The 25,276-nt window shown below is 42.8% G+C and carries 20 protein-coding genes and 1 pseudogene; 2 read left to right on the top strand and 19 right to left on the bottom strand.

Going from position 1 to position 25,276, the window contains the following annotated elements; translation table 11 throughout:
* From J6I68_RS16895 to J6I68_RS16875, 5 genes and pseudogenes are all read right to left on the bottom strand, one after another.
* A pseudogene (locus tag J6I68_RS16895) lies at positions 1-750 on the bottom strand (glycoside hydrolase family 88 protein); the annotation flags it as partial.
* Positions 751-886: 136 nt separating this feature from the next.
* The gene (locus tag J6I68_RS16890) at positions 887-2,872 is read right to left on the bottom strand and encodes a heparinase II/III domain-containing protein (RefSeq protein WP_292222015.1); all 1,986 of its coding nucleotides are present in this window, start codon (positions 2,870-2,872) and stop codon (positions 887-889) included.
* A gap of 5 nt (positions 2,873-2,877) precedes the next feature.
* The gene (locus J6I68_RS16885; RefSeq protein WP_330622568.1) at positions 2,878-3,714 is read right to left on the bottom strand and encodes a carbohydrate ABC transporter permease; all 837 of its coding nucleotides are present in this window, start codon (positions 3,712-3,714) and stop codon (positions 2,878-2,880) included.
* A gap of 17 nt (positions 3,715-3,731) precedes the next feature.
* Positions 3,732-4,655 carry a carbohydrate ABC transporter permease gene (locus tag J6I68_RS16880; protein ID WP_292205969.1) on the bottom strand — a complete coding sequence of 308 codons (924 nt, stop codon included), beginning with the start codon at positions 4,653-4,655 and terminating at the stop codon, positions 3,732-3,734.
* Between the two features lie 88 nt (positions 4,656-4,743).
* The gene (locus tag J6I68_RS16875) at positions 4,744-6,117 is read right to left on the bottom strand and encodes an ABC transporter substrate-binding protein (protein ID WP_292222013.1); all 1,374 of its coding nucleotides are present in this window, start codon (positions 6,115-6,117) and stop codon (positions 4,744-4,746) included.
* Between the two features lie 177 nt (positions 6,118-6,294).
* Here J6I68_RS16875 and J6I68_RS16870 point away from each other — a divergent pair, with 177 nt between their 5' ends.
* Positions 6,295-8,022, top strand: coding sequence for a sensor histidine kinase (locus J6I68_RS16870; RefSeq protein ID WP_292222011.1), 1,728 nt, complete (start codon positions 6,295-6,297; stop codon positions 8,020-8,022).
* A gap of 14 nt (positions 8,023-8,036) precedes the next feature.
* Positions 8,037-9,335 (top strand): response regulator transcription factor, encoded by a 1,299-nt coding sequence (locus J6I68_RS16865; RefSeq protein ID WP_292222010.1) that lies wholly within the window; start codon positions 8,037-8,039, stop codon positions 9,333-9,335.
* Positions 9,336-9,352: 17 nt separating this feature from the next.
* Here the strand turns inward: J6I68_RS16865 and J6I68_RS16860 are convergent, their stop codons facing one another.
* From J6I68_RS16860 to J6I68_RS16795, 14 genes are all read right to left on the bottom strand, one after another.
* Positions 9,353-10,405, bottom strand: a complete 1,053-nt coding sequence (locus tag J6I68_RS16860) for an acyltransferase (RefSeq protein WP_292222008.1) — start codon at positions 10,403-10,405, stop codon at positions 9,353-9,355.
* Positions 10,406-10,486: 81 nt separating this feature from the next.
* A complete protein-coding gene (locus J6I68_RS16855) occupies positions 10,487-12,094 on the bottom strand; it encodes a hypothetical protein (RefSeq protein ID WP_292222007.1) in 1,608 nt (535 codons plus the stop codon).
* Between the two features lie 6 nt (positions 12,095-12,100).
* Positions 12,101-12,970: a GNAT family N-acetyltransferase gene (locus tag J6I68_RS16850; protein WP_292222005.1), complete on the bottom strand. Its 870-nt coding sequence runs from the start codon at positions 12,968-12,970 to the stop codon at positions 12,101-12,103.
* Between the two features lie 133 nt (positions 12,971-13,103).
* Positions 13,104-14,717 carry a phosphoenolpyruvate carboxykinase (ATP) gene (gene pckA / locus J6I68_RS16845; RefSeq protein WP_292222003.1) on the bottom strand — a complete coding sequence of 538 codons (1,614 nt, stop codon included), beginning with the start codon at positions 14,715-14,717 and terminating at the stop codon, positions 13,104-13,106.
* Between the two features lie 186 nt (positions 14,718-14,903).
* Positions 14,904-15,761: a 16S rRNA (cytidine(1402)-2'-O)-methyltransferase gene (rsmI, locus tag J6I68_RS16840; protein WP_292222002.1), complete on the bottom strand. Its 858-nt coding sequence runs from the start codon at positions 15,759-15,761 to the stop codon at positions 14,904-14,906.
* Between the two features lie 114 nt (positions 15,762-15,875).
* On the bottom strand, positions 15,876-16,520 hold the full coding sequence (locus J6I68_RS16835) for a tRNA1(Val) (adenine(37)-N6)-methyltransferase (protein WP_292222018.1): 645 nt from the start codon (positions 16,518-16,520) through the stop codon (positions 15,876-15,878).
* 82 nt (positions 16,521-16,602) lie between these two features.
* Positions 16,603-17,544: a PSP1 domain-containing protein gene (locus tag J6I68_RS16830; RefSeq protein WP_292222000.1), complete on the bottom strand. Its 942-nt coding sequence runs from the start codon at positions 17,542-17,544 to the stop codon at positions 16,603-16,605.
* Positions 17,541-18,587, bottom strand: a complete 1,047-nt coding sequence (locus tag J6I68_RS16825; RefSeq protein WP_292221999.1) for a DNA polymerase III subunit — start codon at positions 18,585-18,587, stop codon at positions 17,541-17,543. The genes J6I68_RS16830 and J6I68_RS16825 overlap by 4 nt, the downstream gene beginning before the upstream one ends.
* 11 nt (positions 18,588-18,598) lie before the next feature.
* The gene (locus tag J6I68_RS16820; RefSeq protein WP_292221997.1) at positions 18,599-19,039 is read right to left on the bottom strand and encodes a YaaR family protein; all 441 of its coding nucleotides are present in this window, start codon (positions 19,037-19,039) and stop codon (positions 18,599-18,601) included.
* 20 nt (positions 19,040-19,059) lie between these two features.
* Positions 19,060-19,653: a guanylate kinase gene (locus tag J6I68_RS16815; protein WP_292221996.1), complete on the bottom strand. Its 594-nt coding sequence runs from the start codon at positions 19,651-19,653 to the stop codon at positions 19,060-19,062.
* Positions 19,654-19,674: 21 nt separating this feature from the next.
* On the bottom strand, positions 19,675-21,084 hold the full coding sequence (gene pyk / locus J6I68_RS16810; RefSeq protein ID WP_292221994.1) for a pyruvate kinase: 1,410 nt from the start codon (positions 21,082-21,084) through the stop codon (positions 19,675-19,677).
* Positions 21,066-22,502, bottom strand: coding sequence for an aminotransferase class I/II-fold pyridoxal phosphate-dependent enzyme (locus J6I68_RS16805; protein WP_292221993.1), 1,437 nt, complete (start codon positions 22,500-22,502; stop codon positions 21,066-21,068). Before J6I68_RS16805 ends, pyk begins: the two co-directional genes overlap by 19 nt.
* Complete coding sequence (locus J6I68_RS16800) at positions 22,495-23,088, bottom strand: HD domain-containing protein (protein WP_292221992.1); 594 nt, start codon at positions 23,086-23,088, stop codon at positions 22,495-22,497. The genes J6I68_RS16805 and J6I68_RS16800 overlap by 8 nt, the downstream gene beginning before the upstream one ends.
* Positions 23,089-23,203: 115 nt before the next feature.
* The gene (locus J6I68_RS16795; RefSeq protein WP_292221991.1) at positions 23,204-25,123 is read right to left on the bottom strand and encodes a M3 family metallopeptidase; all 1,920 of its coding nucleotides are present in this window, start codon (positions 25,121-25,123) and stop codon (positions 23,204-23,206) included.
* Positions 25,124-25,276: the final 153 nt, after the last annotated feature.

Raw genomic sequence — 25,276 nt, 5'->3', positions numbered from 1 at the left:
TTCCCCTGTATATCCGTAGCTAAGGGCAAAGCCGTAAATTCCCCAGCTCTGGCCTCTTGTCCAGGATGAGCCTACGCCATAGCCCTGACCTCCAAGGCTCTCTACCATCTTGCCAGTGAAAGGATCGAATACAACAATGTGATTAACAGAGCCGTCTTCTCTTACAAAAGTCTTCATGGCAGTATCTGCGTGAGCTACAGCCATCATCTTAAATCTTGGATCTGTGGTCTCTTCAGATGCCCAGTATAAAAGAGGCAGGTTCATCATACAGTCAATGATGGCAAAGCCTCTTCTGTCCACATCATCCCAGTTATTCCAGGCGCGGATAAAGTTACCTGCAAGGTTAAAGCGCCCAGCCATGTTGCCTGCTGCCAGCATGGCGCGGTTATAGGACTCTTTGTTTTTCTCAAGCTTGTATCTTATTACAGATGTTGGAAGCCACTTAAAGCCGTTATCGTGGTCAAGGCCTTCATTGGTCATAAGGACCTTATCAAGCTTATCTTCAACCCCGATGGCTTCCTTTTTAAACATTTCATTTCCAGTGAGCTTATAGAGCTGCCACATCTCGCCTCCCCAAAAGCCGTTGGTCCACCAGCAGACGTCGCTCTCTGACTTATCATCAAAGCGTCCGCCCGTAGTTGTATAGGGAATGCTGTCAAGATTGCGCTCCGTTACCGGAACCATCTTGTCCTTTATCTTCCCCAGCGTATCTGTAACCCATTTTTGTTCTTCCCCAGTTAATTTCCTCATGTAGCCTCCTCTTTTGCTATATGTTGTCAAATGATATTTACTACATTATAGAAATACGGATAGTAAATATTAATGAATTTATATGACAATTATTGTGTTATCTTGTACTGTTTTTATTTTGATATCCGGACATGTTTTAAATAAGTGTCATAAGGATCTCTTTCTTAATACGAACCAAGATCCTGTACACCTCATGTTTCCAGGCGATAGAAAGGCGCGGATCTGTTATCTCAATAGGCTCTAAGCCTGCAAGCTCTGCCCCATGGATGTCCAGAATACCTGCTTCTCCCATCTTTAATGAAAGGGATGATCCTAAAGAATCGTTCTTAAATATTTCAGGCTTTTCATAGGTCATGATACTAAGAACGGCGTCCAGATCACCATCATAGCTGTCCTTCACCATTATGCCTTCGCCCTTTATCAGGCTGATTTCGCGGACATAGCTTTTAATGCGATCATCTCCGTATGCATGAGCAATGTCCATTTTGAGAGTACTTGCGACGGTCACGCCTTCTGTCAAAGAAGCTGTGTCAAAAGAGACTGCTTCTTGTGAAGTGCCATCTCTTTCAGGCTTTCTGTTCAGAACACAGGATACGTCTGCTGCCTTGAATTTGATGCCATCTTTTTCCATGACGATCCTACTGTCGTACAGGTCAGCGGCGGAGTCAGCACCAAGCGTTCCGTCATAGCCCTCTTCCAAAAAGGTTGGCAGGTTATGGAACTGGGACTGCATGGTCCAGATCTCATAGCGCTTATCTGAAAAGGTCTTGGCCCTGTAGGTTTCTACTCCAAGGTCAATAATAAGGGGCCTTCCATCCTTGTAGACAGTAAAGGATCCCACGTCATTATGATTGTGTGAATCCGCATTGTTGCCTGCTTTTGCCGCCAAAACGAAACGCTCATCCCTGGCGATCATAAGGCCAGTACTTTCAAAAAAGCAGTCTGTGGGCGCAGTTTCTTTTCCCTTAAAGGAAAGGATCTCGGCGCAGCTAAAGGCCTGCATCACATGGTAAAAGAGATTTATCTCATCGGAAAGAAGTCTCTCAGACAGGGAAGCTTTTGCAAAATCCAGCGCTGCAAAGGACATAAGGGCTTCATCCCCTGTAGCCTTTCCATAGAGGTACTCTCTGGCTGTGCGCCTACCGCAGATCGGGCTGCAGTCAGCAAAGTTAATGTAATAGTCTCCTGCAGCGTGCATCTTGACGATGTAGCTGCCTATATTGCTGATAAGGGGCTCCTTAAATACATCCGCAAAGTGATTTTTCTTTTCGCCGTAGCCATCATCCAGGGCATTTCTCATGATCTCCAGCGCCCCAAACAGGCAAAGTCCCGCATGGGAATAGTACTGGGCTCCCTCGTTGCAGCAACCGTCATCGCCGTATTCGTCGAGGAAATAGTCAAGGGAAACTGCTGCCTTTTCAATAAACTTTCGCCTCTCATCCTCAGTAAAGAAGTCCTCTTTTCTTGTGAGGGCAGAAAGCAGAACATTCTGGGTTATCCAGGGAGTCCAATTGCACATAGGCTCTTTTCCGTTACCCATCCACCAGAAATGCTCAGCAAAATATGGCTTAAAGATCCTGTCGTTAAGCCTCTTATCCACATAGCTGCAAATATATGGACTTATCTTTTCAAACTGGGGACGAAGAAGGTATTCAGCCATGGCAACAAAGGCGCCAGTCTCTGCATCAAACAAATCGATTATGGGCCTGTTTTCATCAGGCAGATACTCCTGTTTGGTGTCCCTTATATAGCTGTTGTGGGCCGGAAGGCACCAGGTGGTCTCCTCCAAAATAAGATAGAGGCCATCTAAGATATCATCCAAAAACCTGCCCTTATTCTCTACACACTCAGCCATAACAAGGGCTGATAGTTTCCTTCTTCTTGGAAAATACTTATCCTCAAAGGCCAGCCTGTTCCCAGACTTTGAAAACTCTGTAAAATCAGAGATAAGAAGCTGGGTCCAAGGGGTTTTTTGCGCCTCCTGCCCAGCCTCTGTTATTTCTTTTTTAAGCTGGGAAGGAAGTCCCTCCCAGCTTTCTCTGTTTGATATATTTGGGTACAGGGAAAAAATACCTGCGCCCTTTGTTTCTTTTACATGATCACTTACTATCGTTCTTCCCATTTAGGTTATCCTTTAACAGCTCCGGTTGTGATTCCTGCAACAAAGTATTTCTGAAGTGAGATAAACACAATAAATACTGGTATTAATGATAACACAGAAGCTGCCATGATAAGACCGTACTCAGCAGAATACTGGGATATGAACATTTTTAGTCCTATCTGCAATGTCTTTTTTGACTCAGTGGTCAGATAGATGAGGGGACCAAGGAAGTCGTTCCAGGTATTAACAAAGGTGAAGATGATCAGTGTTGAAAGAGCTGGCTTGGACAGGGGAATCATGATCTTAGCGTAGATCCCATACTCTGTCATTCCGTCAATCCTGGCTGCTTCACAAAGAGAATCTGGAATTCCCTCATAGAACTGCCTCATGAGAAATACACCAAATGCTGAAAACGCCTGAAGAATAATGATAGCAAGGTGTGTATCAGCAAGGCCAAGACCTCTCATGAACATGAACTGAGGAACCATGTATACCTGCCATGGCACTGCGATAGTTGCCACATATGCAAGGAACAAAAGATCTCTTCCCTTGAACTCGAGCTTTGCAAAAGCGTATGCTGCAAAGCTTGATGTAAGAAGCTGAAGGCAGGTAACAATAAGTGTAAGTTTTGCTGTGTTTAAAGTGAACTTTGCAAGAGGAATCTTGGTCCAGATGTCAATGTAGTTCTGCCATCTTGGAGCCTTGGGAATCCACTCAAAAGGTATTACAAATACGTCTTTATTGAACTTAAGGGATGCTGATATCATCCATACAAAGGGCACCAACATGATAAGTGCCAGGAGGATAAGCATCACATAGATTATTACTTTTCCTATGGTTCTGTTTGCTTTTTTGCTTTTCACGTGAATTTCCTCCCGGATTAATCGTTAGCGTAGTTCTTTTCACCCCTGAACTGGATGATGGTTACAACAAGTACAATGGCAAAGAGCACAAGAGCTGATGCTGATGCCTGTCCCAGCTTCCAGTTTCTGAAAGCTTCCTCGTAGATGTAGAATACGAGCACCATTGCGCTCTTATTTACAACGCCGTTAGAACCACCTGCCAGCATGTATACGATGTCGTATACCTTGAAGCAATTGATGGTCAGCATGATGGTTACAAAGAAAGTTGTTGGACGAAGCTGAGGGATGGTGATGTGAATGAACTTTTGCATGGAGCTTGCTCCGTCAAGAGCTGCTGCCTCGTAGAGGTCCTCACTGATTCCCTGAAGTCCCGCCAGATAAATTACCATATAATAGCCCATGTTCTTCCATACTGAGAACATGATAATAGTCAACATTACAGTACTTGATGAAGCTGCCCACTTAAGAGGCGCTGCATGAAATACATTCATCAGGATCTGATTGACGATACCGCCCTTAGCAGGGGTAAAGAGCATGTTCCAAACTGCAGCCACTGCAACCAGTGAAGCTACATAAGGAAAGAAAGCTACAGTCCTGAAGAAATCTCTTCCTTTTATCTTCTGATTAAGAAGGATAGCAAGTCCCAGTGCCATAGCAAGCGTGATAGGCACTGTAAAGATACTGTACACAATAGTGTTTTTAAGTGATGCAATGAATCTGTCATCCTTAAAGATATTTACAAAATTCTGAAGTCCCACAAATTTCATGGCGTTGCTTCCATCCCACTCCGCAAAGGACATGAGAAGTGCAAGCACTATAGGACCTAAGGTAAATATTGCAAATCCAATGAAGTTTGGTGCAATAAAAGAATATGCTACCAGATTTCTTCTTCTGGCTCTTCTCTTCATATTCTTTTCCATCGCAGTAAGCTCAGCTGCCATTAGTAACTCCTCATTTCTATAAAAAGGGCACTTGAATTCAAACTGATTATTCAAGTGCCCTGTCTTTAATCCTGACTATCTAAGTGTATTACTGTGCAAGGACTGCCTGAACACCTTCGTTCATAGCTGCAATTGCATCATCAACACTTGTCTCTTCGTTCATGATAAGGTCATGCTGCTCGTTGAGAACTGTCTCAATCTCAGATGACTTGTCGTTTGCAGGCATCTCAAGGTATGTGTGGCTTGTTACAAGAGCTTCCTTAGAAGCATCGTCTGTTGGGAATCCATCCATTGATGCGATAAGATCAACGATCTTGTCGTTTGTCATAGCTGGGATGTTACCTGTAGAAGCCATAACCTCTGCACCTTCAGCGCCAGATACGAACTTAACGAAATCCCAAGCTGCATCCTTGTTAGGAGCTGATGTAGGAACTGCAAGAGCTGTGATTGTTGAAAGAGTTGAACCAGGCTCTACACCTTCTGCATGAGGATACTTAACAATACCCCAGTTTGTGCAGTCTGTGTACTCGCCGTCTTTGATCTTCTGGATAAGCGTTGCGATGAACCATGATCCCATGTTCATTGTAGCTACGTTACCCTGAGCAAATGCTGCTGAGTAGTGAAGACCCTGTGTCTTAAGTGTTGCATAATCCATGCAGACACCGTCCTTCTGCTGATTGAGAACCATCTCGTAGTAAGGCTTTGTGAACTCATAATCGCCATCAACGATTGTGTGCTTGCCATCAAGGATACCATCAAGCTGGATTGTTGATCTCCATGTGTGGTAGTGTGATCCGTAGATCTCAGCACCAGGAGTTGTATCTGTTACGCTTCTTGCAAGCTTGTCATACTCTTCCCATGTCATATCATTTGTAGGGTAGTCAACGCCTGCTTTATCAAAGATGTCCTTGTTGTAGAAAAGAACCCAGATGTCTGATCTGAAAGGAAGCTCATAAAGGTTTCCGTCGATTGTAACCTGATCTGTAACGCCGTTGTAGAGTGAAAGATCTACGCCGTCAGCTGCGATACGATCGTTAAGTGGCTCAAGTACTCCCTTGTTAACAAGTGAAACGTAACCAGGAACGTCCTTGATTGTAACTACGTCGAAGTCTGATCCAGAACCTGAAAGCTGTGTTCCAAGTACTGTGCTGTAATCTGTTGATCCAAGGTCAACCATCTCGATTGATACGTTTGGATGAGCTGCTGTGTAAGCATCGATAAGTGGCTGATAGTAAACTGTGCTTGATACATCCCAAAGAGCCCACTTAAGATTTACTGGCTCGTCAGATGCTGCTGTATCAGCTGCTGGCTCTGCTGCAGGTTCAGCTGCTGGAGCCTCTGCTGCTGGAGCTTCTGCTGCAGGTGCTTCTGCTGGAGCTTGCTCCGCTGCGCTGCCACATGCAGTAATGCTGGCTACGACCATGGCCATAGCAAGAATTGAACTAAGAATTCTCTTTTTCATGGAAAAAACCTCCCTTTACAATTTGCCGCTTTGCGGCTACTCGTTTGTTCACTGTTATTTTATAATTCGAAAAAACATTTAAGAATGTACAATCTTTAACTCTTGTTGACAAAATAATGCAATTTTTTTATATAAAAATGTATTTTATTTATCTTTTCCCTGCTCTAAACTATAGCTATGCGGGGAAAAAAACACTCTATAAGAAACAAAATAATCATCTGGGCCATGGGATTTGCCCTGATCTTAGCCCTTTCCGTAGCATCTCTTAGCTATGTTCTTTCCGTGCGCTATTTAAAAGAAAATCAGCAGCAATCAGCTCTTACCAATATACATGTACTTGGAAACGATCTTGACTCCGACATCAGCAGTGTCCTTACCTTTGCCAACTGGATCTGTCTCGACAGTACTTTAGAAAACTATCTTCAGACTGTAAACAGAGCCTATACCCAGGATGAGCATTCAGGAAAAAAGCTGTCTCTTTCCGCATGGAACCATCTCAATAATGAATTTAATATCATTGGCGTAAGAAACTATGTAGACAGAGTCATCATTTCCACTCCTGACGGAAAGCAGTATCTTCAGAGTATATCAGGTGGCGACGCCCAGAGCTCTTTAAGTGGACCTATTACCATTATGGATACAGTTTTCTTCGATGAACTTGTGACCAAGTCTTCATATACATGGATTGGTTTCGTAGATAACCCCCTTACAAAAAGTGGAAATCCCAGGGTTATTCCTGTCATCCGCCCCATATACAGCTCTTCGTCCTCAATAGTCCTTGGCTGGGTTTACATTGATATCCCGGAAAGAGTTATCACAAGCGCCCTAAGGAACTTTGTTTTATCGGAGGATGATGCTCTTTTCCTGACCTTCAGTAAAGGTCACTCCTACAGATACATGGGCGGCACTCTTGTAAAAGCAACAGTTCCAGAAGGAGTTATAGCCTACACCCTTCCTGAAACCGGATGGATAATTTCCTATTTTCCTTCAGAAAAAGCCCTGACCAGCAGGATGAACTTTTATAAGCTCATGATCCTTATAATTTTTACCATCATTTTGTTTACCGGTCTTATTCTCAGCATCCTCCTTCAGCAGACTATCACCAAACCTGTTAATCGCCTTATCGGCCGCCTTGAAAAGATCGGTCAGGGAGATTTTTCCAGGGATGAAACCCTTGAGTGGAACAACGAGCTTGGTGAAATCGGAAAGGGCATAAACTCCCTCTCTGCCAACGTTTCTGACCTTATGGAGACAACGCTTGCTGATGAAAAAGAGAGGCACGATCTGGAGTATCAGGTCCTTCAGTCTCAGATCAATCCTCACTTTTTATACAACACCTTAAATACTATCAAATGGATGGCAACGATACAGGGCTCTGACGGAATCGCAGATATGTCAACGTCCCTGTCCCGTCTTATGAAAAATATCAGTAAGAGCACTGAGGATCTCATCCCCATCGGAGACGAGTTCTCGTTAGTTGATGACTATTTTACCATTATGAAATACCGCTACGGCGGAACCATTGAGCTTGAGTATCAGACAGATGACGCTTTTCTTCTTACCGAAAAGATAAATCGATTCTCCCTGCAGCCCATAGTAGAAAACGCCATTTTCCATGGTATTGAGCCAAAGGGCAGCGCAGGCAGGATATTGATCCACACCTACGAAAAAGACGGAAATGTTATAATAGATGTTACAGATAACGGCGTTGGCATGACCAAGGCTTCGATTAAAAGCGTTCTTTCTGGTGAAAGCCAGACCAGCACTGAGTTCTTTAAGCAGATTGGTGTGTACAATGTAAACGAACGCATCAAGTACACCTTTGGAGAAGGATACGGCATCACCATTGAAAGTGAGCCTTCCGTATATACCACCATGAGATTTACTCTCCCCCGTGGAAAATAATATTTGGAGAAATAATGTACAGATTACTAATTGTAGATGATGAACCTCTTGTCCAGATCGGACTTAAGAGCATGCTGGCAAAAGAGCTGGCTGACAAAATAGAAGTTATTGGCACTGCCTCCAACGGTCATGAGGCCTGGGAACTTATCACCATGGATCCCCCTGATATCGTAATTGCCGACATCAGAATGCCCGTTATGACTGGCCTTGAGCTTCTTAACAAATCCCATAAAAAATATGGCATCGTTCCTGCCTTTATAATGCTGACTGCCTATGAAGAATTTGAGATGGCAAGACAGGCTCTTCTTGGAGAAGCTGTTGATTATCTTGTTAAGATAGAGCTTAACCCTGAGACTCTTACAAAAGCCATAAATAAAGCAATCCAGAGGATTGATGAATTCAAGCCATCTACAGGGCAGAAAGAAGTATCGCCCAGCGAAAGCTCCTTAGAGGACCTCCGGCAAAAGTTCATGCTAAAGCTCTTTAATCACCTAACTGGAAATGAAGAAGTGTTTTTATCTGAAGCAAACCGCCTTAACCTTCGCTTTGACTACAACAGATATATTGTGGTTTACGGAGAGATCAGCTCAGGAAATTCAGCTTCTGACGCAGACAGCTCTTTTACCCAGGCTGCACTTGACGTATACTCCTCAAGTATCAGCATGGCAAGGGAGATCATCTCAAGACATGCTCCTTGTAATATCGTATCCATCGATATCCAGCACTTTGCCATTGTCTTCATGTTCAACGAAGATACCCCTGTTGCCGGAACCATGGACCTTATTACAGAGGCCCTTGAAAATGCCAGAACCATGATAAGCAGCTACTTTAAGGCAGATATCACCTTTGGAATCGGATCAGCAGTTTCTGCGCCTCTTGATATTGCCGTATCCTACGACGAAGCTAAAACCGCCGGACAGCAGACAGATGCAGCTCAGCCCGTAAGGCTATTTAGCCACATCGTAGGTTCCAACCGTCGCTCTGGCAAGGACAAGCTCATCACTGCAATCCAGGAATACATTGACCTTAACTTAAACGGTAAGCTCCAGCTCAATGAGGTTGCTGAAGTGTTTGGCCTGTCACCAGCTTATCTTTCAGTACTGTTTAAAAAGTCCACAGAATCTGGATTTTCTGAGTATGTTAACACCAAGAAAATAGACAGGGCAAAAGAGATGCTCCTGTCTGGTGATATGAAGATCTATGAAGTTGCAGATGCCCTTGGATTTGAGTCTGCTTACTATTTTTCCAAAGTGTTCAAAAAAGTTGATGGACACAGCCCAAGAGAATATATCCAAAGCAAAAGCGACATGTGATCATGCCGCTTTTGTTTTTATATGATCCATTTTTTTAATACTGGAATATGGCTTACCACATACACGACGAAGGCGGATATGGCAAAGTCCAGGATCGCAAGCAGGGGAACCATTATAAACGGAGTTCCCATTACAGGTGATAATCCAGCTTTCTTAAACAGGATAAGTCCAAAATCATGCACCAGGTAGATTCCAAGATTCATCTTTGAAAGCCGCACCACGACTCTCATTATTCTTGTGTCTGGGTTTACACTTTGGAACCTGTATCTTAGAAACACAAATACAGCTATACCAAAAAGTGGCATTCCTGCATTTGAATAATCGTGATAAACAAGGGTCGGATACTGCTGCCTGATGATGATAGTAGTGACTGTAAAGTACATCGCCAAAACTGAGAGTATCCCTACTGCATATATCATCTTTCTTGTTTTGATGGTCAGGTCCTGTGTGGCAAAATAGTACCCGGCAATATAATAGAATACGTAGCCCGAGATGCTTCTTAGTTCAAATCTTGATGTGATCGGAGCAGTGTATTCTGATACAGCAGGTATCAGCTGAAGCGTAGGTATCACATAGGTTAATACAAAGGATACTAAAAGAAAGTATCCGAGTGCCTTTCTGTCAGTGGCTATAGGGCGGATCGCCGGTGTTATGATATAAAGCCCTGCTATGGTAAAGATGTACCACATGTGATAGTGTCCTACTACAGTGTCGTGAAGTAGTTTTTCTAAAACACCACCTGACAAAGACCTTGATGTAAAGAGCCCGCTGGTAATGACCGCATAGAGAAACGACCAAAACATGTATGCGCACAATAGCCTTGGGAGGTACTTTGTGAATATGTCAAAGGCTCTTACTTCCCTTTTGGGATTTAAAAACAAATATCCGCTGATCATCAGAAATACCGGAACACTGAATCTTCCCAGCAGATCAAAGATATTTAAAACTCCCCAGGGATAAATCTCAAATGGAGCAGAATACCAGCTGATGGCACCAGTGTGCACCATTATAACCCCAAACATTGATACCACACGGGCAATATCCAGGTAATACTCTCTTTTTTTCTCCATTGTCAGTTAGTTGCCTTTACTTTTATTATGGCCAATACATACCACAATTAGTATATTATCATTCCTGTACCTGTCGCACAATCAGACGCTCCTTATATTGTTAGGAAGCACTGTCCCCTTTCGAAGGGAATCAAGGAACTTATTATATTCCGCTCTCAGATTCTGCTTACGTCTTAAAATGTTCTCCCTCATCTTCTTAGGATTCTTGTTCCTCTGCTTGATATATGGTTCAAACATCTTCATATATTCCTCTTCGGAATACGTCTCAACAGCATGTATCTTTTCATCCAATGCCTTCAGGGCTCCGGGATCTAGGTCAATCTTGTTATCCCTGTAGTACCTGAAAAAGATGTTATAGATGGGCTCATGGTTATGAGGCTTGTAAGTGCAGCTCATGGTCTGGGCGTCATCTTTAAGTATCTTGTTCATTCCGCCTTCCTTATCAATAGATACAAAGGACCCATCTTTTTTCTGGAGCAAATGCTCTCCCTTTGTGTCAAAGTTACAAAGCAGCCAGTCTACGCAGTGAAAGATCAGCAGCTGCTTCTGAATTTCTGGCTTCTTTATGATCTCTGGATCAGGATTTCTTTTTGCTTCATACTCAGTCTGCCATGCGTCAAGGTCGATAGTAGGCTTGTTCGTAACATCCATGATCTCCTGAATGGATCCTATATATTCACCCTTTGCATTTTTTATACCAACAGCTGGTATTTCATGTTCAGGATCCACGATGTGCTGGAGCTTTCCGCCTATCTCCGTCACTATGGCGCCTTCAGGTTTTGAGATACCACAGCAGTTTTCTGCTTTCTTGTAAAGGTACTGCTTGCCTGATTTCATATCTTTATAATAGTATGTCGGCTTGGTGCCACCCAGGAACGCTCTGCCCATATTTACCAGTTCAACAGGCTTTCCGTTTATCTCAGTTTTGATAATATGGTCTTCTTCACAGTTTTCATCACTCTTTGAAATACCCTTTTTCAAATATGCCTCAATAACCTTACGTCTGTATTTTGAATTTGCCTTCTTTTGTTCTTCCGGTTTTGTATTTTCAAGCTTTAGCTTATACTGGGCCCAGTACAGATCAAGCTGTGCTTTTTCCTTTTGCTTTATTGCACTTTTTCGTTTTGATGTACCTATATTAAGAGTCTTGGTATAATCAGTCCACGCATCCACGATAGCCTGGCACTTATTAACACTTATCTCAAGCTTATCTTTTTCGGTTTTGGCTTTCTCCAGATCGGCTTCAGCCTGAAGGTCTATAAGACTTAGTTTTTCCTGGAAATACTTTTCCTCTGCTTTTGCCAGCTTTTTAGCATCCTTGGCATTAAGTGGTGCACCATCAGGATTATTATTTCTAAGCTCTGTCAGCATACTTTGCTTTTTGAACAGCTTAGCCTCCTGTTCCGCAACCTTCTTTTCTGCCTTTGAAAGCTCTCTTTCCTGCTGGACTACTTCCCAGTCCCCTACAGCTGCCGCAGGTTCTGCCTCCTTCTTGATCTCGATTCCAGCACCATAGCACCCGTTTATTTTGTTTTCGTCACGTTCTAAAAAAGAATAATGTCTGTGATCGTAAACCTGAGTATCACTTTTATCATTCTCAAATAGTTGATTTTCCGTGGTCCATTTTTGAGTTTGTTCCCTCAGAAAGGTTTGCTCTTCCCGCTTTTTTTGAATTAAGAGATCGCTCATATACTATCACCCCACAGTCTCACCATCATAACCGGCTCTGTAAAAACGCTCTGTCTTAAGATCTTCAGAAAAGTATTTTTGTGCCAACCTGTCAACAGATTCTACTGCCGTTGAAAAACGCAGTATATCCTGTGGCCCCATCCGGTCTGAAGTGTCAGAAACAGCATAGACCATAATATTATAAAGATCTGCTATTGTATCACGCTCTACAGCAGTTATATAGCTGAGTTCATATAAGTGCTGCTCCGCATAATGACTTATAACCACCATTCCCGTAGGGGTTCCTTCTTTACCTATGACAGCGTAGCTAAGGTCCTCATCAATAAACGGCTTCATCTGGGCCATATCAAGGCCAGAAGCTTTTAAAGCCTCATATATCTGGTTCTTTGTCTGACCCGGACTATTGGAAATTGTAGTTCTTATACCGGAAGTCTTTTTATCATATTCAACAGGCGGGATCTTATAAACAACTTCCTTTAGCTTGTCGCTGCTCATTGAATATACACCACCAGGCATTTGCTCTATTGTGAATTCATCAGTATTATCAAACATCGCATATCTGGGGTCGTTACTATCCTTTGCAAAAAAGTTTGCTAATGTAATATACCCTTGTTCATATGCATTGTCAGCCAGGGATCTGATCATATCAGTGGCAACGCCCTGGCCCTGATAAGAAAGAGAAACTGCCACATAAAGTATCCTCAGGGTCATCAAGTCCTCATCCATGGTATACATAATGATCCCGCAGGCAGTGTCCTTGTCATAGCATCCCAAGCCAAAAATAGATGGATCAGACATCATTCTATTTTGCTGATCCTCCTGCAGAAGAGGTTTGAAATATTGGAAGTTCTCTTCATTTATATAGCAATACTTCATTAAGCGGCTCCTTTTTCCAGACACATTAACTTAATCTTGATGACGAATTATCTATATTATACAAAAAGGCGCCGTGCTAAAAAAGCACAGCGCCATGATAGTTTTATTAAGATTCTATTAAATTCTCAGCAGATCAAAGCTTTGGGCCAGCAGCTACAAGAGCCTTACCAGCGTCATTGCCTTCATACTTCTTGAAGTTCTTGATGAATCTCTCTGCAAGATCCTTAGCCTTTGTCTCCCACTCAGAAGCATCAGCATATGTATCTCTAGGATCAAGGATTGCAGGATCAACTCCAGGAAGAGATGTAGGAACTTCGAAATCGAAGATAGGAATCTTCTTTGTCTCAGCCTTGTTTACATCGCCGTTAAGGATTGCATCGATGATTCCACGAGTATCCTTGATGGAGATTCTCTTTCCAGTTCCGTTCCAACCTGTGTTTACAAGGTAAGCCTTAGCTCCTGACTTCTTCATCTTCTTAACGAGCTCTTCACCGTACTTTGTAGGATGAAGCTCAAGGAATGCCTGTCCGAAGCAAGCTGAGAATGTAGGTGTAGGCTCTGTGATACCTCTCTCTGTTCCAGCAAGCTTAGCAGTAAAGCCTGAAAGGAAGTAGTACTGTGTCTGCTCAGGTGTCAGGATTGATACTGGAGGAAGTACTCCGAAAGCATCAGCTGAAAGGAAGATAACATTCTGAGCTGCAGGGCCTGATGATGTAGGATGTACATTAAGAACGATGTTCTTGATGTGGTTGATAGGATATGATACACGAGTGTTCTCTGTAACTGACTTGTCATCGAAATCAATCTTTCCATCAGCAGCTACAGTAACGTTCTCAAGGAGAGCGTCTCTCTTGATAGCGTTGTAGATATCAGGCTCTGAATCCTTATCAAGGCCGATAACCTTAGCATAGCAGCCGCCCTCGAAGTTGAATACTCCGTTGTCGTCCCAGCCGTGCTCGTCATCACCGATAAGAAGTCTCTTAGGATCTGTTGAAAGAGTTGTCTTACCTGTTCCAGAAAGGCCAAAGAAGATTGCTGTGTTCTCACCGTTCATATCTGTGTTAGCTGAGCAGTGCATAGAAGCAATTCCCTTAAGAGGAAGGTAGTAGTTCATCATTGAGAACATACCCTTCTTCATCTCTCCGCCGTACCATGTGTTGATGATAACCTGCTCACGGCTTGTGATGTTGAATGCTACGCAAGTCTCAGAGTTAAGTCCAAGTGCCTTGTAGTCATCAACCTTAGCAAGTGAAGCATTGTATACTACGAAGTCAGGCTCAAATGATGCAAGCTCTGCCTCTGTAGGCTGAATGAACATATTCTTGATAAAGTGAGCCTGCCAAGCAACCTCAACGATGAAACGAACAGCCATACGAGTGTCCTTGTTAGCGCCACAGAAAGCGTCAACAACGAAAAGTCTCTTATTGCAAAGCTCGTTCTTAGCAATCTCTTTAACCTTAGCCCAAACTTCCTCGCTCATTGGGTGGTTGTCATTCTTGTACTCCTCAGATGTCCACCATACAGTGTCCTTGGAGTTCTCATCCATAACGATGTACTTGTCTTTAGGTGAACGTCCTGTGTAGATACCTGTCATAACGTTAACAGCGCCGAGCTCAGTATCAACACCCTTCTCGTAACCAGTAAGTTCTGGCTTCATTTCCTCTGTGTAAAGATCATCATAGGAAGGGTTGTGTACGATCTCAGTTGTTCCTGTGATACCATACTTGGTTAAATCGATGTTTGCCATTTAGTTAACCTCTTTTCTTTATGATTTTTTTGTACGAAAAATCTGATATGTGATAATATCCAGATAATTCGCAGATACACTATTAAATTTTTCGGCAAATCAGCGCCGATACTTCATTTATACTACAAAGTCAATATTTTCACAAGGTATTTTGGCGCGTTTTATGTATAAAAGTTCTCTAAAACCTCAGCTCTTTTCGCCATCTAACAGAGCCTGGTAAATATCCCTTTTCCCAACGCCTCTGTCAGAAGCCACTTTCTTCATGGCATCCTTCCTTGAAAGCCCCTGACTCTCGTAAATTGCCATGTGCTCTTCAAGGCTCATATCCATAAAGCTCTGCCTTGTCTCTTCGTCCTGCTCCTTAAGGCTCTTTCCATCGATCACAAGAACATACTCACCTCTTGGTTCATTATCCTCGTAAAAAGCAATCGCCTCGCTGATGGTTGTTGGTCTAACCTCTTCAAACTTCTTGGTGAGCTCTCTACAGATGGAGATCCGTCTGTCTCCTAATGTTTCATAAAGGTCTGAAAGCGCAGCCTTCAGGTGATGAGGCGCTTCGTAAACTATCATAGTCCTGCTCTCATCCTTAAGGTCTTCAAGGATTCTTTTTCTTGCCTTCTTGTCCTCAGATGAAGGAAGGAACCCTTCAAAACAAAACCTTCTGGTGGAAAGACCGGAAAGTGTCAGTGCCGTGATACATGCCGCCGGTCCAGGAAGAGATGTTACTGTGATCCCTGCCTTCTGGCATTCTGCAACAAGGACTTCTCCCGGGTCTGAGATTGCAGGAGTTCCCGCATCGGTGATAAGGGCAACGTTTAAACCATCCTGCATCCTGCTGATCAGATACTGTGCCTTGTCGTACTTATTGTACTCATGGTAGCTCGTCATCTCAGTGTGGATGTCAAAATGATTTAGAAGCTTTATGCTGTTTCTGGTATCCTCTGCTGCAATCAGGTCAACCGACTTTAAAGTCTCCAAAACCCTGAAAGTCATGTCATCAAGGTTCCCTATGGGCGTTGCGCAAAGGTATAATTTTCCTGTCATATTGTTTCCTCATACTTCAAGGGGTTTTTTCGTGACAGGGGGACGGTTCTTTTGTCACGTTGCATGCAATGTGACAAAAGAACCGTCCCCCTGTCACGAAAAAACACTCAATCTTTAGTATCCGTAGATATCGTAGATCTCCGGAGTGTACTTACCTGGAGCCTCATAGATGATCAGCGGCTTCTCCACAGTGATCCTGCTTTTTCCACCCCTGGCTCCCTCTATCAGCACCATACTTGGCTCCTTATCAACAAAGGGGTAAACCAGCTGCATCCTCTTGGGCTCAAGCTTGTATTCGTGCATCACCACCATGATCTCCGCAAGCCTGAAGGGTCTGTGAACCATGTAGAACTTTCCCCCGCTCTTAAGACACCTTGCAGCTGCTGCCACCACATCCTCCAGGCTGCAGCACACTTCATGCCTTGCTATAGCCTTTGGGGCGTCAGGATTTTGAAGTCCGTGGCTGTTTATCATGTAAGGTGGATTACTTGTGACCACGTCAAAAAAGGCAGCGTCAAAAATTTGCCCTGCCTCCTTAATATCGCCTTGTACTATTTTTACTTTGTCTTCAAGATCGTTGAGCCTTACGCTCCTTCTTGCCATGTCTGCGCTTTCTTCCTGGATCTCAAGACCTATGAGCTCCCTGGCCCCTGTCTTAGCAGACATCAGGATCGGTATGATACCTGTTCCTGTTCCAAGATCAAGCACTCTGTCGCCCTCTTTTGCATTGGCAAACCCAGACAAAAGAACTGCATCCATCCCAAAACAAAATCTCTCCGGGTCCTGGATTATCTTAAGTCCATTTCTCTGAAGGTCATCAAGTCTCTCCGAGTCCTTTAGCTCAATTGTCCCCAAGCTTAGACTTTCCTTCCTGCTTTTCGATCTTCTCAAGCTTCTCGAGTTCCTTCATCTCTTCGTCTTCCTTGGAACCCTTCCTGGCGTTACCGTTATTATTCTTTTTCTTCTGTCTCTTCTTGATATTCTCAAGTTCCTCGAGCTTGTACTCGTGAACCTCTTTTTCATCATCCACATCCACAAGGATCTTCACGGTCTGCCTTAAGATGTTGACACTTGAAACCTCTCCGGAAAGCCCGTCCTTAGCAGTACAGAAATCACCCACTCCAGGCATCTTGCGGTTAAGTTCCTCGTAAACATCCTCTTCATTCTTAAGACAGCACATAAGTCTTCCACAGACACCTGATATCTTGGTGGGATTAAGTGAAAGGCTCTGCTCTTTGGCCATCTTGATCGATACAGGCACAAAGTCAGAAAGATAAGAGTGACAACAAAGAGGTCTTCCACAAATACCATAGCCACCGATGATCTTGGTCTCATCCCTTACACCGATCTGCCTGAGCTCTATCCTTGTTTTAAATACTGCTGCCAGATCCTTGACCAGTTCCCTGAAGTCAATCCTTCCATCAGCTGTAAAGTAGAACAATATCTTGTTGTTGTCGAAAGTATACTCTGCATCTATGAGTTTCATCTCGAGATTATGTTTTTTTATCTTCTCAAGACAAACCCTGAATGCCTCTTTTTCTTTTTCCCTGTTGCCAGCCTCCTGCTCGTCATCCTTGGTGCTGGCGGTTCTAAGAACTGTCTTTAGAGGCTTGACTACCTTCTCGTCCTCTATCTCCTGAATAGGTGTTACAACAGTTCCGTACTCCACGCCCCTTGCAGTCTCTACAATGACGTGATCACCTTTTTTGATCACATATTTCCCTGGTGAAAAGAAATATATCTTGCCGGCAGATCTGAATCTTACGCCGATTACTTTTGTCATAAATGCTCCTTAATGCCAATGAGCATAAGCTCTAAGGCTAAATCTATATTTACATTTGAAGATATGCGATTTTTTGCTATATCAATATCCTTCAGGATACTGCTTATATCATCATAACTGCACTTCTTTGTAACACTACTAATATACGATACCTTATCAGTGAAAATCAAGTGATCCGTGTTCTCTGTGGCCTTGAACACCAGCATATCTCTGAACAGGAAAAGTAGTATATCAACAAAGTCCTCATACTGCCTCATATCAATGCCCTTCTTGGCATTCTTTTCTTCCCCGTCAACTGGTTCAAGCAGAGCATGGACTCTTTCCATCATCTGATAGATCTCAAGGTTTTCAAGCTTGACCACCAGGTCTATGGTTTCGTTTTTCAGGTTTTCAAAGCGCTCATTTGAAGACAGCTCTAAGGCTTTTCCAATATTTCCTCTTGCAAAAGCAGCGCTGAGCTCTGCCTTATAATCCACCACATGGCAGTTCTCCATAAGGTACTTTTTTATGACCTCATCCCTTACAGGCCTTGTTGGAAGAACTATGCATCTGCTGATGATGGTGGGTAAAAAGGCATTCAGATTGTTTGTAAGAATAATGATAACGATATAAGAAGGCGGCTCTTCCAGCGTCTTAAGTAGCGCGTTCTGAGCTGCAATAGTCATTTTTTCCCCTTCAGGAATGATGTAAATCTTGTATTTGCTCTCATAGGGCTTTATTACGACATCATCACGAAGACGCAGCCTTATATCATCAACGCCAATGCTGGCGGGCTTGTCATGAGTTATTGTGATGATGTCAGGATGGTTGTCAGACATGGCCTTAATGCAGGATGGGCAAAGACCGCAGCTTTCTATTTCTCCATCCTTTTCTTGTTTGTTACTGCACTGAAGGGCTTTTGCAAAAACCCTGGCGATAAACTCTTTTCCCGATCCATCTTCTCCGGAAATGATATAGGCATGAGATGCCTTATCAGTTTTCAGCACATACTGCATATGCTCCTTCATCTGCTGCTGATCATATATATCGGAAAAATCCGCCATTACTGCTCCCCTCAAGTGAATATATCAAGTAATAACCCCTGTATCTGTCCAATCTTAGCTAAGATATCGATATTGTTGCATTCATCTTTTACAAGTTCCTGGGCAAGCTCATCCAGCTCCTTGTCAACCTGCCTGATGATACCATAAACTCTGTGGCGTCCCTTCCTGTCAAGGAAGTTCTCTCTGGAAAAGACATGGGACCTGGTCACCACTTCGTTCATAAAGTCCTTGATAAGGATCCTGTACCTCTGCATATCCTTGATGTCATTTTTCTTGGATATGCGTTCACCCTGCTGGATAATATCCTGCATCATGAGATTTAGGCGCTCCGCAAGGTCTGAATCTTCAAGCTTACTTGTCAGTATGAACTTAAAATCGCCATTTGCTTCCTGTACCTGTTCTGGTGCAGGTGTCTGGGCTGACGGAGTGATATTATTTATTTTAATATCCATTCTAAGCCCTCCCCAATTAGTTAAGCTTTTTTAGAAAGAATGAATGCTTTGATACTGCTGATGCAGTCCTCTATTTTGTCGTTATTTGGAAATCTTGTATCAATCCCTGCTGTCTTAAGCTTGTCCTCGGAAAAATCTTCCTCGTCAGCAAGAAATCTTCTGCACATCTCGTCATACCTAGGATTTTCCTGCTTGCCTTCTCTTTTCATGGCTCTCTCAAGGCGGATCCTTGCCTCTACATCAATGAGAAGGGGAACCACATTTTCTTTTCCAAAATAATCTCTTATATAGCAGTAGGATTCTAAAGTTCCGATCACAAGATAGTCCCCATCAGAGAGAGCTATCTGTCCGTCATCCACGGTAAAGTACCTCCACTCGCCGTAGTTGGTGTGGTAGGTCCTCTCCTCGATGATCTGGCCATTTCTCTTTAAGTCCTGATACTCTTCTTCAGTCTTAAAAAAGTACTGAACTCCATCAGTCTCGCCAGATCTCTGTGGCCTTGTGGTGTAGGGAACAACCTTCTTAAGGAAGAGGCTCTCATCTTCTATTAAATTCCTGTATATTGTATCTTTTCCTGAGGTGCTCTTTCCCATCAGAAGGAAAATCTTTCCCATAACAATTCCTGTCCTGTTTCTTTAGATTTCTTCTACTCTGATCATGTTGGTCCTTCCAGGGATTCCAAGAGGAACACCTGCAGTAAGGACAACCTTATGTCCGCTCTTAAGGTAACCTGCGTTCTTGGCTGAGCTTATTGCTTCCTTGAACAACTCATCTGCTGTGTCTTCCTGTCTGATATGGAGAGGAAGAACTCCAAACATAAGATTCATCTGTCTGCATACTGTTGGATTGGTGGTGCAGGCAATGATCTGGCAATTTGGCTTGTACATTGAAACCATGCTTGCTGTAAATCCTGACATTGTTACAGTAAGAATAGCATCAGCATCCACCTCTGCTGCGATATTACATGTAGCGTGTGAAATAGCTGTAGTATCATCGCTTGGGGCGTAGTCTCTCTTTTTAAGTCTTCCGATATAATCTATATCTGCTTCAGTTCTCTCTGCTATCTTAGCCATGGTCTTAAGGGCTTCGATAGGATAATCTCCAGCAGCAGTTTCGCCAGAAAGCATGATAGCTGTTGTTCCGTCGTAGATAGCGTTGGCAACGTCTGTAACCTCAGCTCTTGTTGGTCTTGGATGATGGATCATGGAATCCAGCATCTGAGTTGCAGTGATAACATACTTACCTGCTGCCTCGGCCATCTTGATCATCTTCTTCTGGATCACTGGAACCTCTTCAAATGGAACTTCTACGCCCATGTCGCCTCTGGCAACCATGATTCCGTCAGCTGCATCCAGTATGTCCTTAAGGTTGTTGATGCCCTGAGTACTCTCGATCTTAGCGATGATCTTCATTGGACTGTTGTATTTTTTTAAGATCTCTCTTATTGCCTCAACATCAGCCCTGGTCCTTACAAAAGAAGCTGCCACAAAATCAAATCCCTGCTCGCAGCCAAACTCGATATCACTTCTGTCCTGCTCACTAAGATAAGGCATTGTAAGCTCAGCTCCAGGTACGTTTACGCCCTTCTTATCTGAAATAGGTCCGCCATTTACAACTGTACAGGTAATGTCAGTATCTGTAACATTCTCTACCTTCAGCTCGATAAGACCATCATCCAAAAGGATGGTCATTCCACTCTTACAGTCATTTGGAAGCTCCTTATATGTAATAGAAACCTCGCTGTCTGTTCCCTTTATATCTCTTGCTGTCAGTGTAAATGTCTGACCGGCTTTAAGTTCAGTTTTTCCGTTTTCAAAGTCTCTTAGTCTGATCTCTGGTCCCTTTGTGTCCAGCATTGTTGCAACTGGAAGGTTCAGCTCATCTCTCAGCTTCCTTATTCTGTCAAACTTTCTTCTATGCTCATCATGTGAACCATGTGAGAAGTTAAATCTTGCAACATTCATACCAGCAAGCATGAGTTCTTTTAGCTTGTCTTCATTCTCACTTGCAGGACCTATTGTGCAGATTATTTTTGTTTTACGCATGTAATCTCTCTCTTTCCTATTATACCCTTATTTTCGCTTGTTTTGGCATCTGAAATGCCCTGGACATTCAGTCCCTGGTCAATGCACCCTTTGATCTGTTCGATGAGCCGCTCGTCTATCACCTCTCCAGGAACTATCATTGGAATTCCTGGCGGATACAAGTTCACAAAATCTCCTGCAATCCTGCCTCTGGCATTCTCAAGACAGATCTCTTCAGTATCCTGATCCCAGGCCTTATGTAGTGGCATCTCTTTTTTGGGTAGTAAATATCCGGCTTTGTTGCCAGTTTTGAGGGTCTTACTTCCTTCCAGCCTTTTGTCTATTTCACAAATTGCCTTAAGAAGCCTCTCTATCCCCTCATCTGTATCCCAACCAGTAATAATGGCAAGCCCATATCTCTCCCCTGCCATTTCAAGCTGCAGTCCATATTCCTCACGAAGTATATCATATAACTCGTGACCTGTCATTTCCCCAGAATCCACAAAAATAAGGACTTTTGACGGATCTTCAAGCTCATTTGTACCAACTATCCGGACTTTTTGGCAGTCTCTTGTGCTCAGTTCCAGTCTCTTTCTATATTCCAAGAGCTTTTTAACATACTGCTCTTTCTTTTCCATAAGCTCTTTTATGCATAGATCAATTGATGACATAAGCACATAGGATGGGCTGCTTGACTGATATATTCTAAGAAATCTCTTTAAAAGAGCTTTGGGGACAATATCACCACTTACATGTATGAGGGCAGTCTGAGTCATGGATGGGAGCGTCTTGTGTAGAGAATGTATCACTATGTCAGCTCCAGCCGTAACTGCGCTTTCAGGAAGGCCCTCCCCAAGTCCGAAGTGAGCTCCATGTGCAGCATCTACTATCAGGGGAATATTTCTTTTGTGGCAGACCTTCGCTATGCCCTTAACATCTGAGCACTTTCCCTCGTAGGTTGGAGAAGTGATGAAAACTGCATCTGGTATTCTCCCAAGCTCACTTAGCGCATTTTCAACTTCTTCTGCGCTGTACCCATCAAAAATTCCATATTTATCTATCATCTTAACTGGCAGATATTCGATATCCAGATGCCTTAAATATGCCCCATGGTAAAAAGACTTATGGCTTCCTCTGGCTGCCAGGACCACTCCACCATCTGGCACTGCAGTTGACAGTGCGCTTAACACTCCGCTAGTGCTGCCGTTTACCAGAAAATAGGTCTCATCTGCCCCATAAAGGCTATTAGCTCTTTTCTCTGCCTCAAGTATTATTCCGCTCTCATCATGAAGGTTATCAAAGCCATCTATTTCTGTTATATCACAGCGAAAAGCACCCTTTAACGGGGTGCTTTCTAAGTTCCTTTTATGTCCTGGCATGTGAAGCGGATACATATCACTATCAGCCAGTTTCAATAGTTCCTGGTAAATATCAGGCATAATTGACTCTTATCTTTCCCTTCTTGAGCTTTAAGGTCTCCAGCGTTGATGCATATTTGTCAGCCATGCAGACAACCCATGCTTCTCTGCAGCGCGGTGGTTTTACTGTAAGTGGCCACATATGCTTTCTTATTATTTCTTTTTCTCTTTCAGATAATGCAAAATCTCTTGTGGCGTTTCTTAAGGCTATTCCCGGATGATAAAATCCATGGAGCTTGGGATGAATATTCCCCGGAGCCTCTCCATCATGCCAGTCATAGAGGAAATAGTCGTGCAGCAGAGCTCCTCTTACTATCTCGCGCTCTCTTCCGCCAACTCCCATTTTTCTATTTAGCTTTATAGCACACAAAGCCACATGGATACTGTGTTCAAATACTGTAACATTTCCATGCTGAATAAAACTCTTTAACTTTAAATAGTTATCTGAGCCTAAAATATCTGCTCCGTACTCAGTCAGTACGTGCTGATACTCTTTATCTGCTTCCAGTTCATTAAGTAGATCAGGATCAAAAGCATTTGGATCATAACCCTTCACATCCAGAAACTTTTTGATGATCTCTTTTTCCTCTTCGTCTAAATGATGCATATGTATCTCCAGGCGCTAGCGCATAATTTCCAATGATAGCATTATTTAAGTGTCTTCATGATAACATACAATGAATAATAAAGTATAAAAAACCTGAAAATTCTAAGTAAAATCTTTACCTGTTTTCTATCAGCTTCTCATATTGATCTAGAAGCTCTTTATAGAATTCCATAGCATCATCATATGTCTTTTCAGATAATGGATCTACACCAGCTACGTTTAAGAGCTCTGTGGGAGACTTTGAGTCCCCAAGCTTTAAAAATGCGATATAGTCATCAAGCGCTTTTTTATCCCCGCTTGTGATCCTCTGTGCAATGGATGCAGCGTAGGCTATGTCTGCCGCATACTGATATACATAATATGGCGTATAGTAATGACTTACTTTTGCCCAGTAGTAGCCATCTTCCTGGTAGTACTCAACAGAGTCCCCTCTGTAAAGTTCACTCAGCTCCAGCCATTTTTCTTTCATTTCTTCTGCATCTAAAGAGCCGCCATTTTCCACGACATCGTACATGTAATCCTCAAATTCAGAGTACATCATCTGCCTGAAAAAAGTTCCTGTAAACATGTTGATTGCATTGTCCAGGTAATAGAGCTTTTCTTCATCGTCTTTTGCGTTGTCTATCATGTAGCTGTAGTACAAAAGCTCATTTGTGGTGGATGCAACCTCGTGGGTGAAGATAGTAGGCTGTGTATATTTTGGATACTGGTTTTCCACAGAATACATGTCGTAAACCGCATGTCCCATTTCATGGGCTATTGTGGAAATATCATCCGAATATCCTTTGTAATTAAAGTACACCCAGGGTAAATATTCCAAACTATAGGTGTTTTCTGCTGCTCCGCTTTTCTTTGTCTCTGTTGGATACACATCTACCTGGCCACTGTTTACCATTTTTGTAAAATGTGCGACATAATCATCTCCAAGAACAGACAGAGCTTTTGTCACCTCATCCACTGCATCATCATAGGATGTCTTTCCTCTTTGGAAATTTGATGGAACTATGAAAAGATCCTGTACATGCTGCTTTTCAAGTCCACATGCCTTAGCATGTAATTCATAATATCTGTGCTGCTCATCCATGTTTTTGTGAGCTGCATCCATGAGCATATCATATATATCTGTTGTCAGCCCATAACTATCAAGTTCTGATTCCTTTGTTGAACCATATCCGTCAATAACTGCATAGGAATAAGCTTCATTGCAATTCTGTTCCAAAAGAGCCGCGAAAGTATTGGCAAAATTAGCGTACCTTGAGTAGAAAAGCTTATGTGTGGTTTCTTTGAATTCATCGCTATAGTCTGGATTTCCCAAAATCTCCAGATACAACTCGTCATCAAGAATATCTTCATCACCATTTGGCATGGTTATCTCTGGATAAGGAAGCTCAACATTATTTAATATGTCGAATGTGTAGGAACCATATCCTAAGCCCCTTGATAGATTAAAGATAATTTCTTCTTCATCTTCTGAAAGCGGCGTAAAGTCTTCTGTGAGATATCTGCTAAGCCACCTGGTATCATCATTAAATATCGGATCTGAGAAAATCTCTTTTCTCTCTTCAAAGGATAGGGAGAATAATTCATCGTCAGAAAATCCGTTATACTCATCTTCTTTATTTAGAAGGTCATTATATTTTGATGACAGCCTCTTATAAAGCGGATCCGTCGTATCTAATAACCCTAAAAGATTAACGTAGGTTCCAAGTTTTTCCTGTGTTTTTGTCAACTCCCCAAAGTATGCATAGTTGAAATAATCGTTTATCACTTCAGGAGTATTGAGCTTACCTTTGAATTCGTCATACCCTTTATACATGTCCAAAACTTTTTCATAATCCTTCATCCATTCCTCCTCACCTGAGTAAACAGATGAAAGATTCCATGTTACCGGGTATTTTCCTTCTTCAATTGTTGTACTTGCTGCATCCTGATCTTCTATATCATCCGGAGTTTTAAAATTCCAATTGCCACATCCAGATATTAATAAAGCTATAGTCAGAGTTATTGCTACAAACTTTCGTTTATTATCTCTCATTATCATGCCCTCATAAGTGTTGATAAGAGAATTATAGCATAGCTAAGTGGCAATAAAAAAATCCCAGCGATCACTTCACGCTGAGATTAATAAAAAAGATGCCTAGAGTCGGAATCGAACCAACGACACGAGGATTTTCAGTCCTCTGCTCTA

It is taken from the genome of Butyrivibrio sp. (assembly GCF_017940685.1).
Classification (GTDB): Bacteria; Bacillota; Clostridia; order Lachnospirales; family Lachnospiraceae; genus Butyrivibrio.
This window is presented reverse-complemented; position numbering and strand designations above follow the sequence as displayed.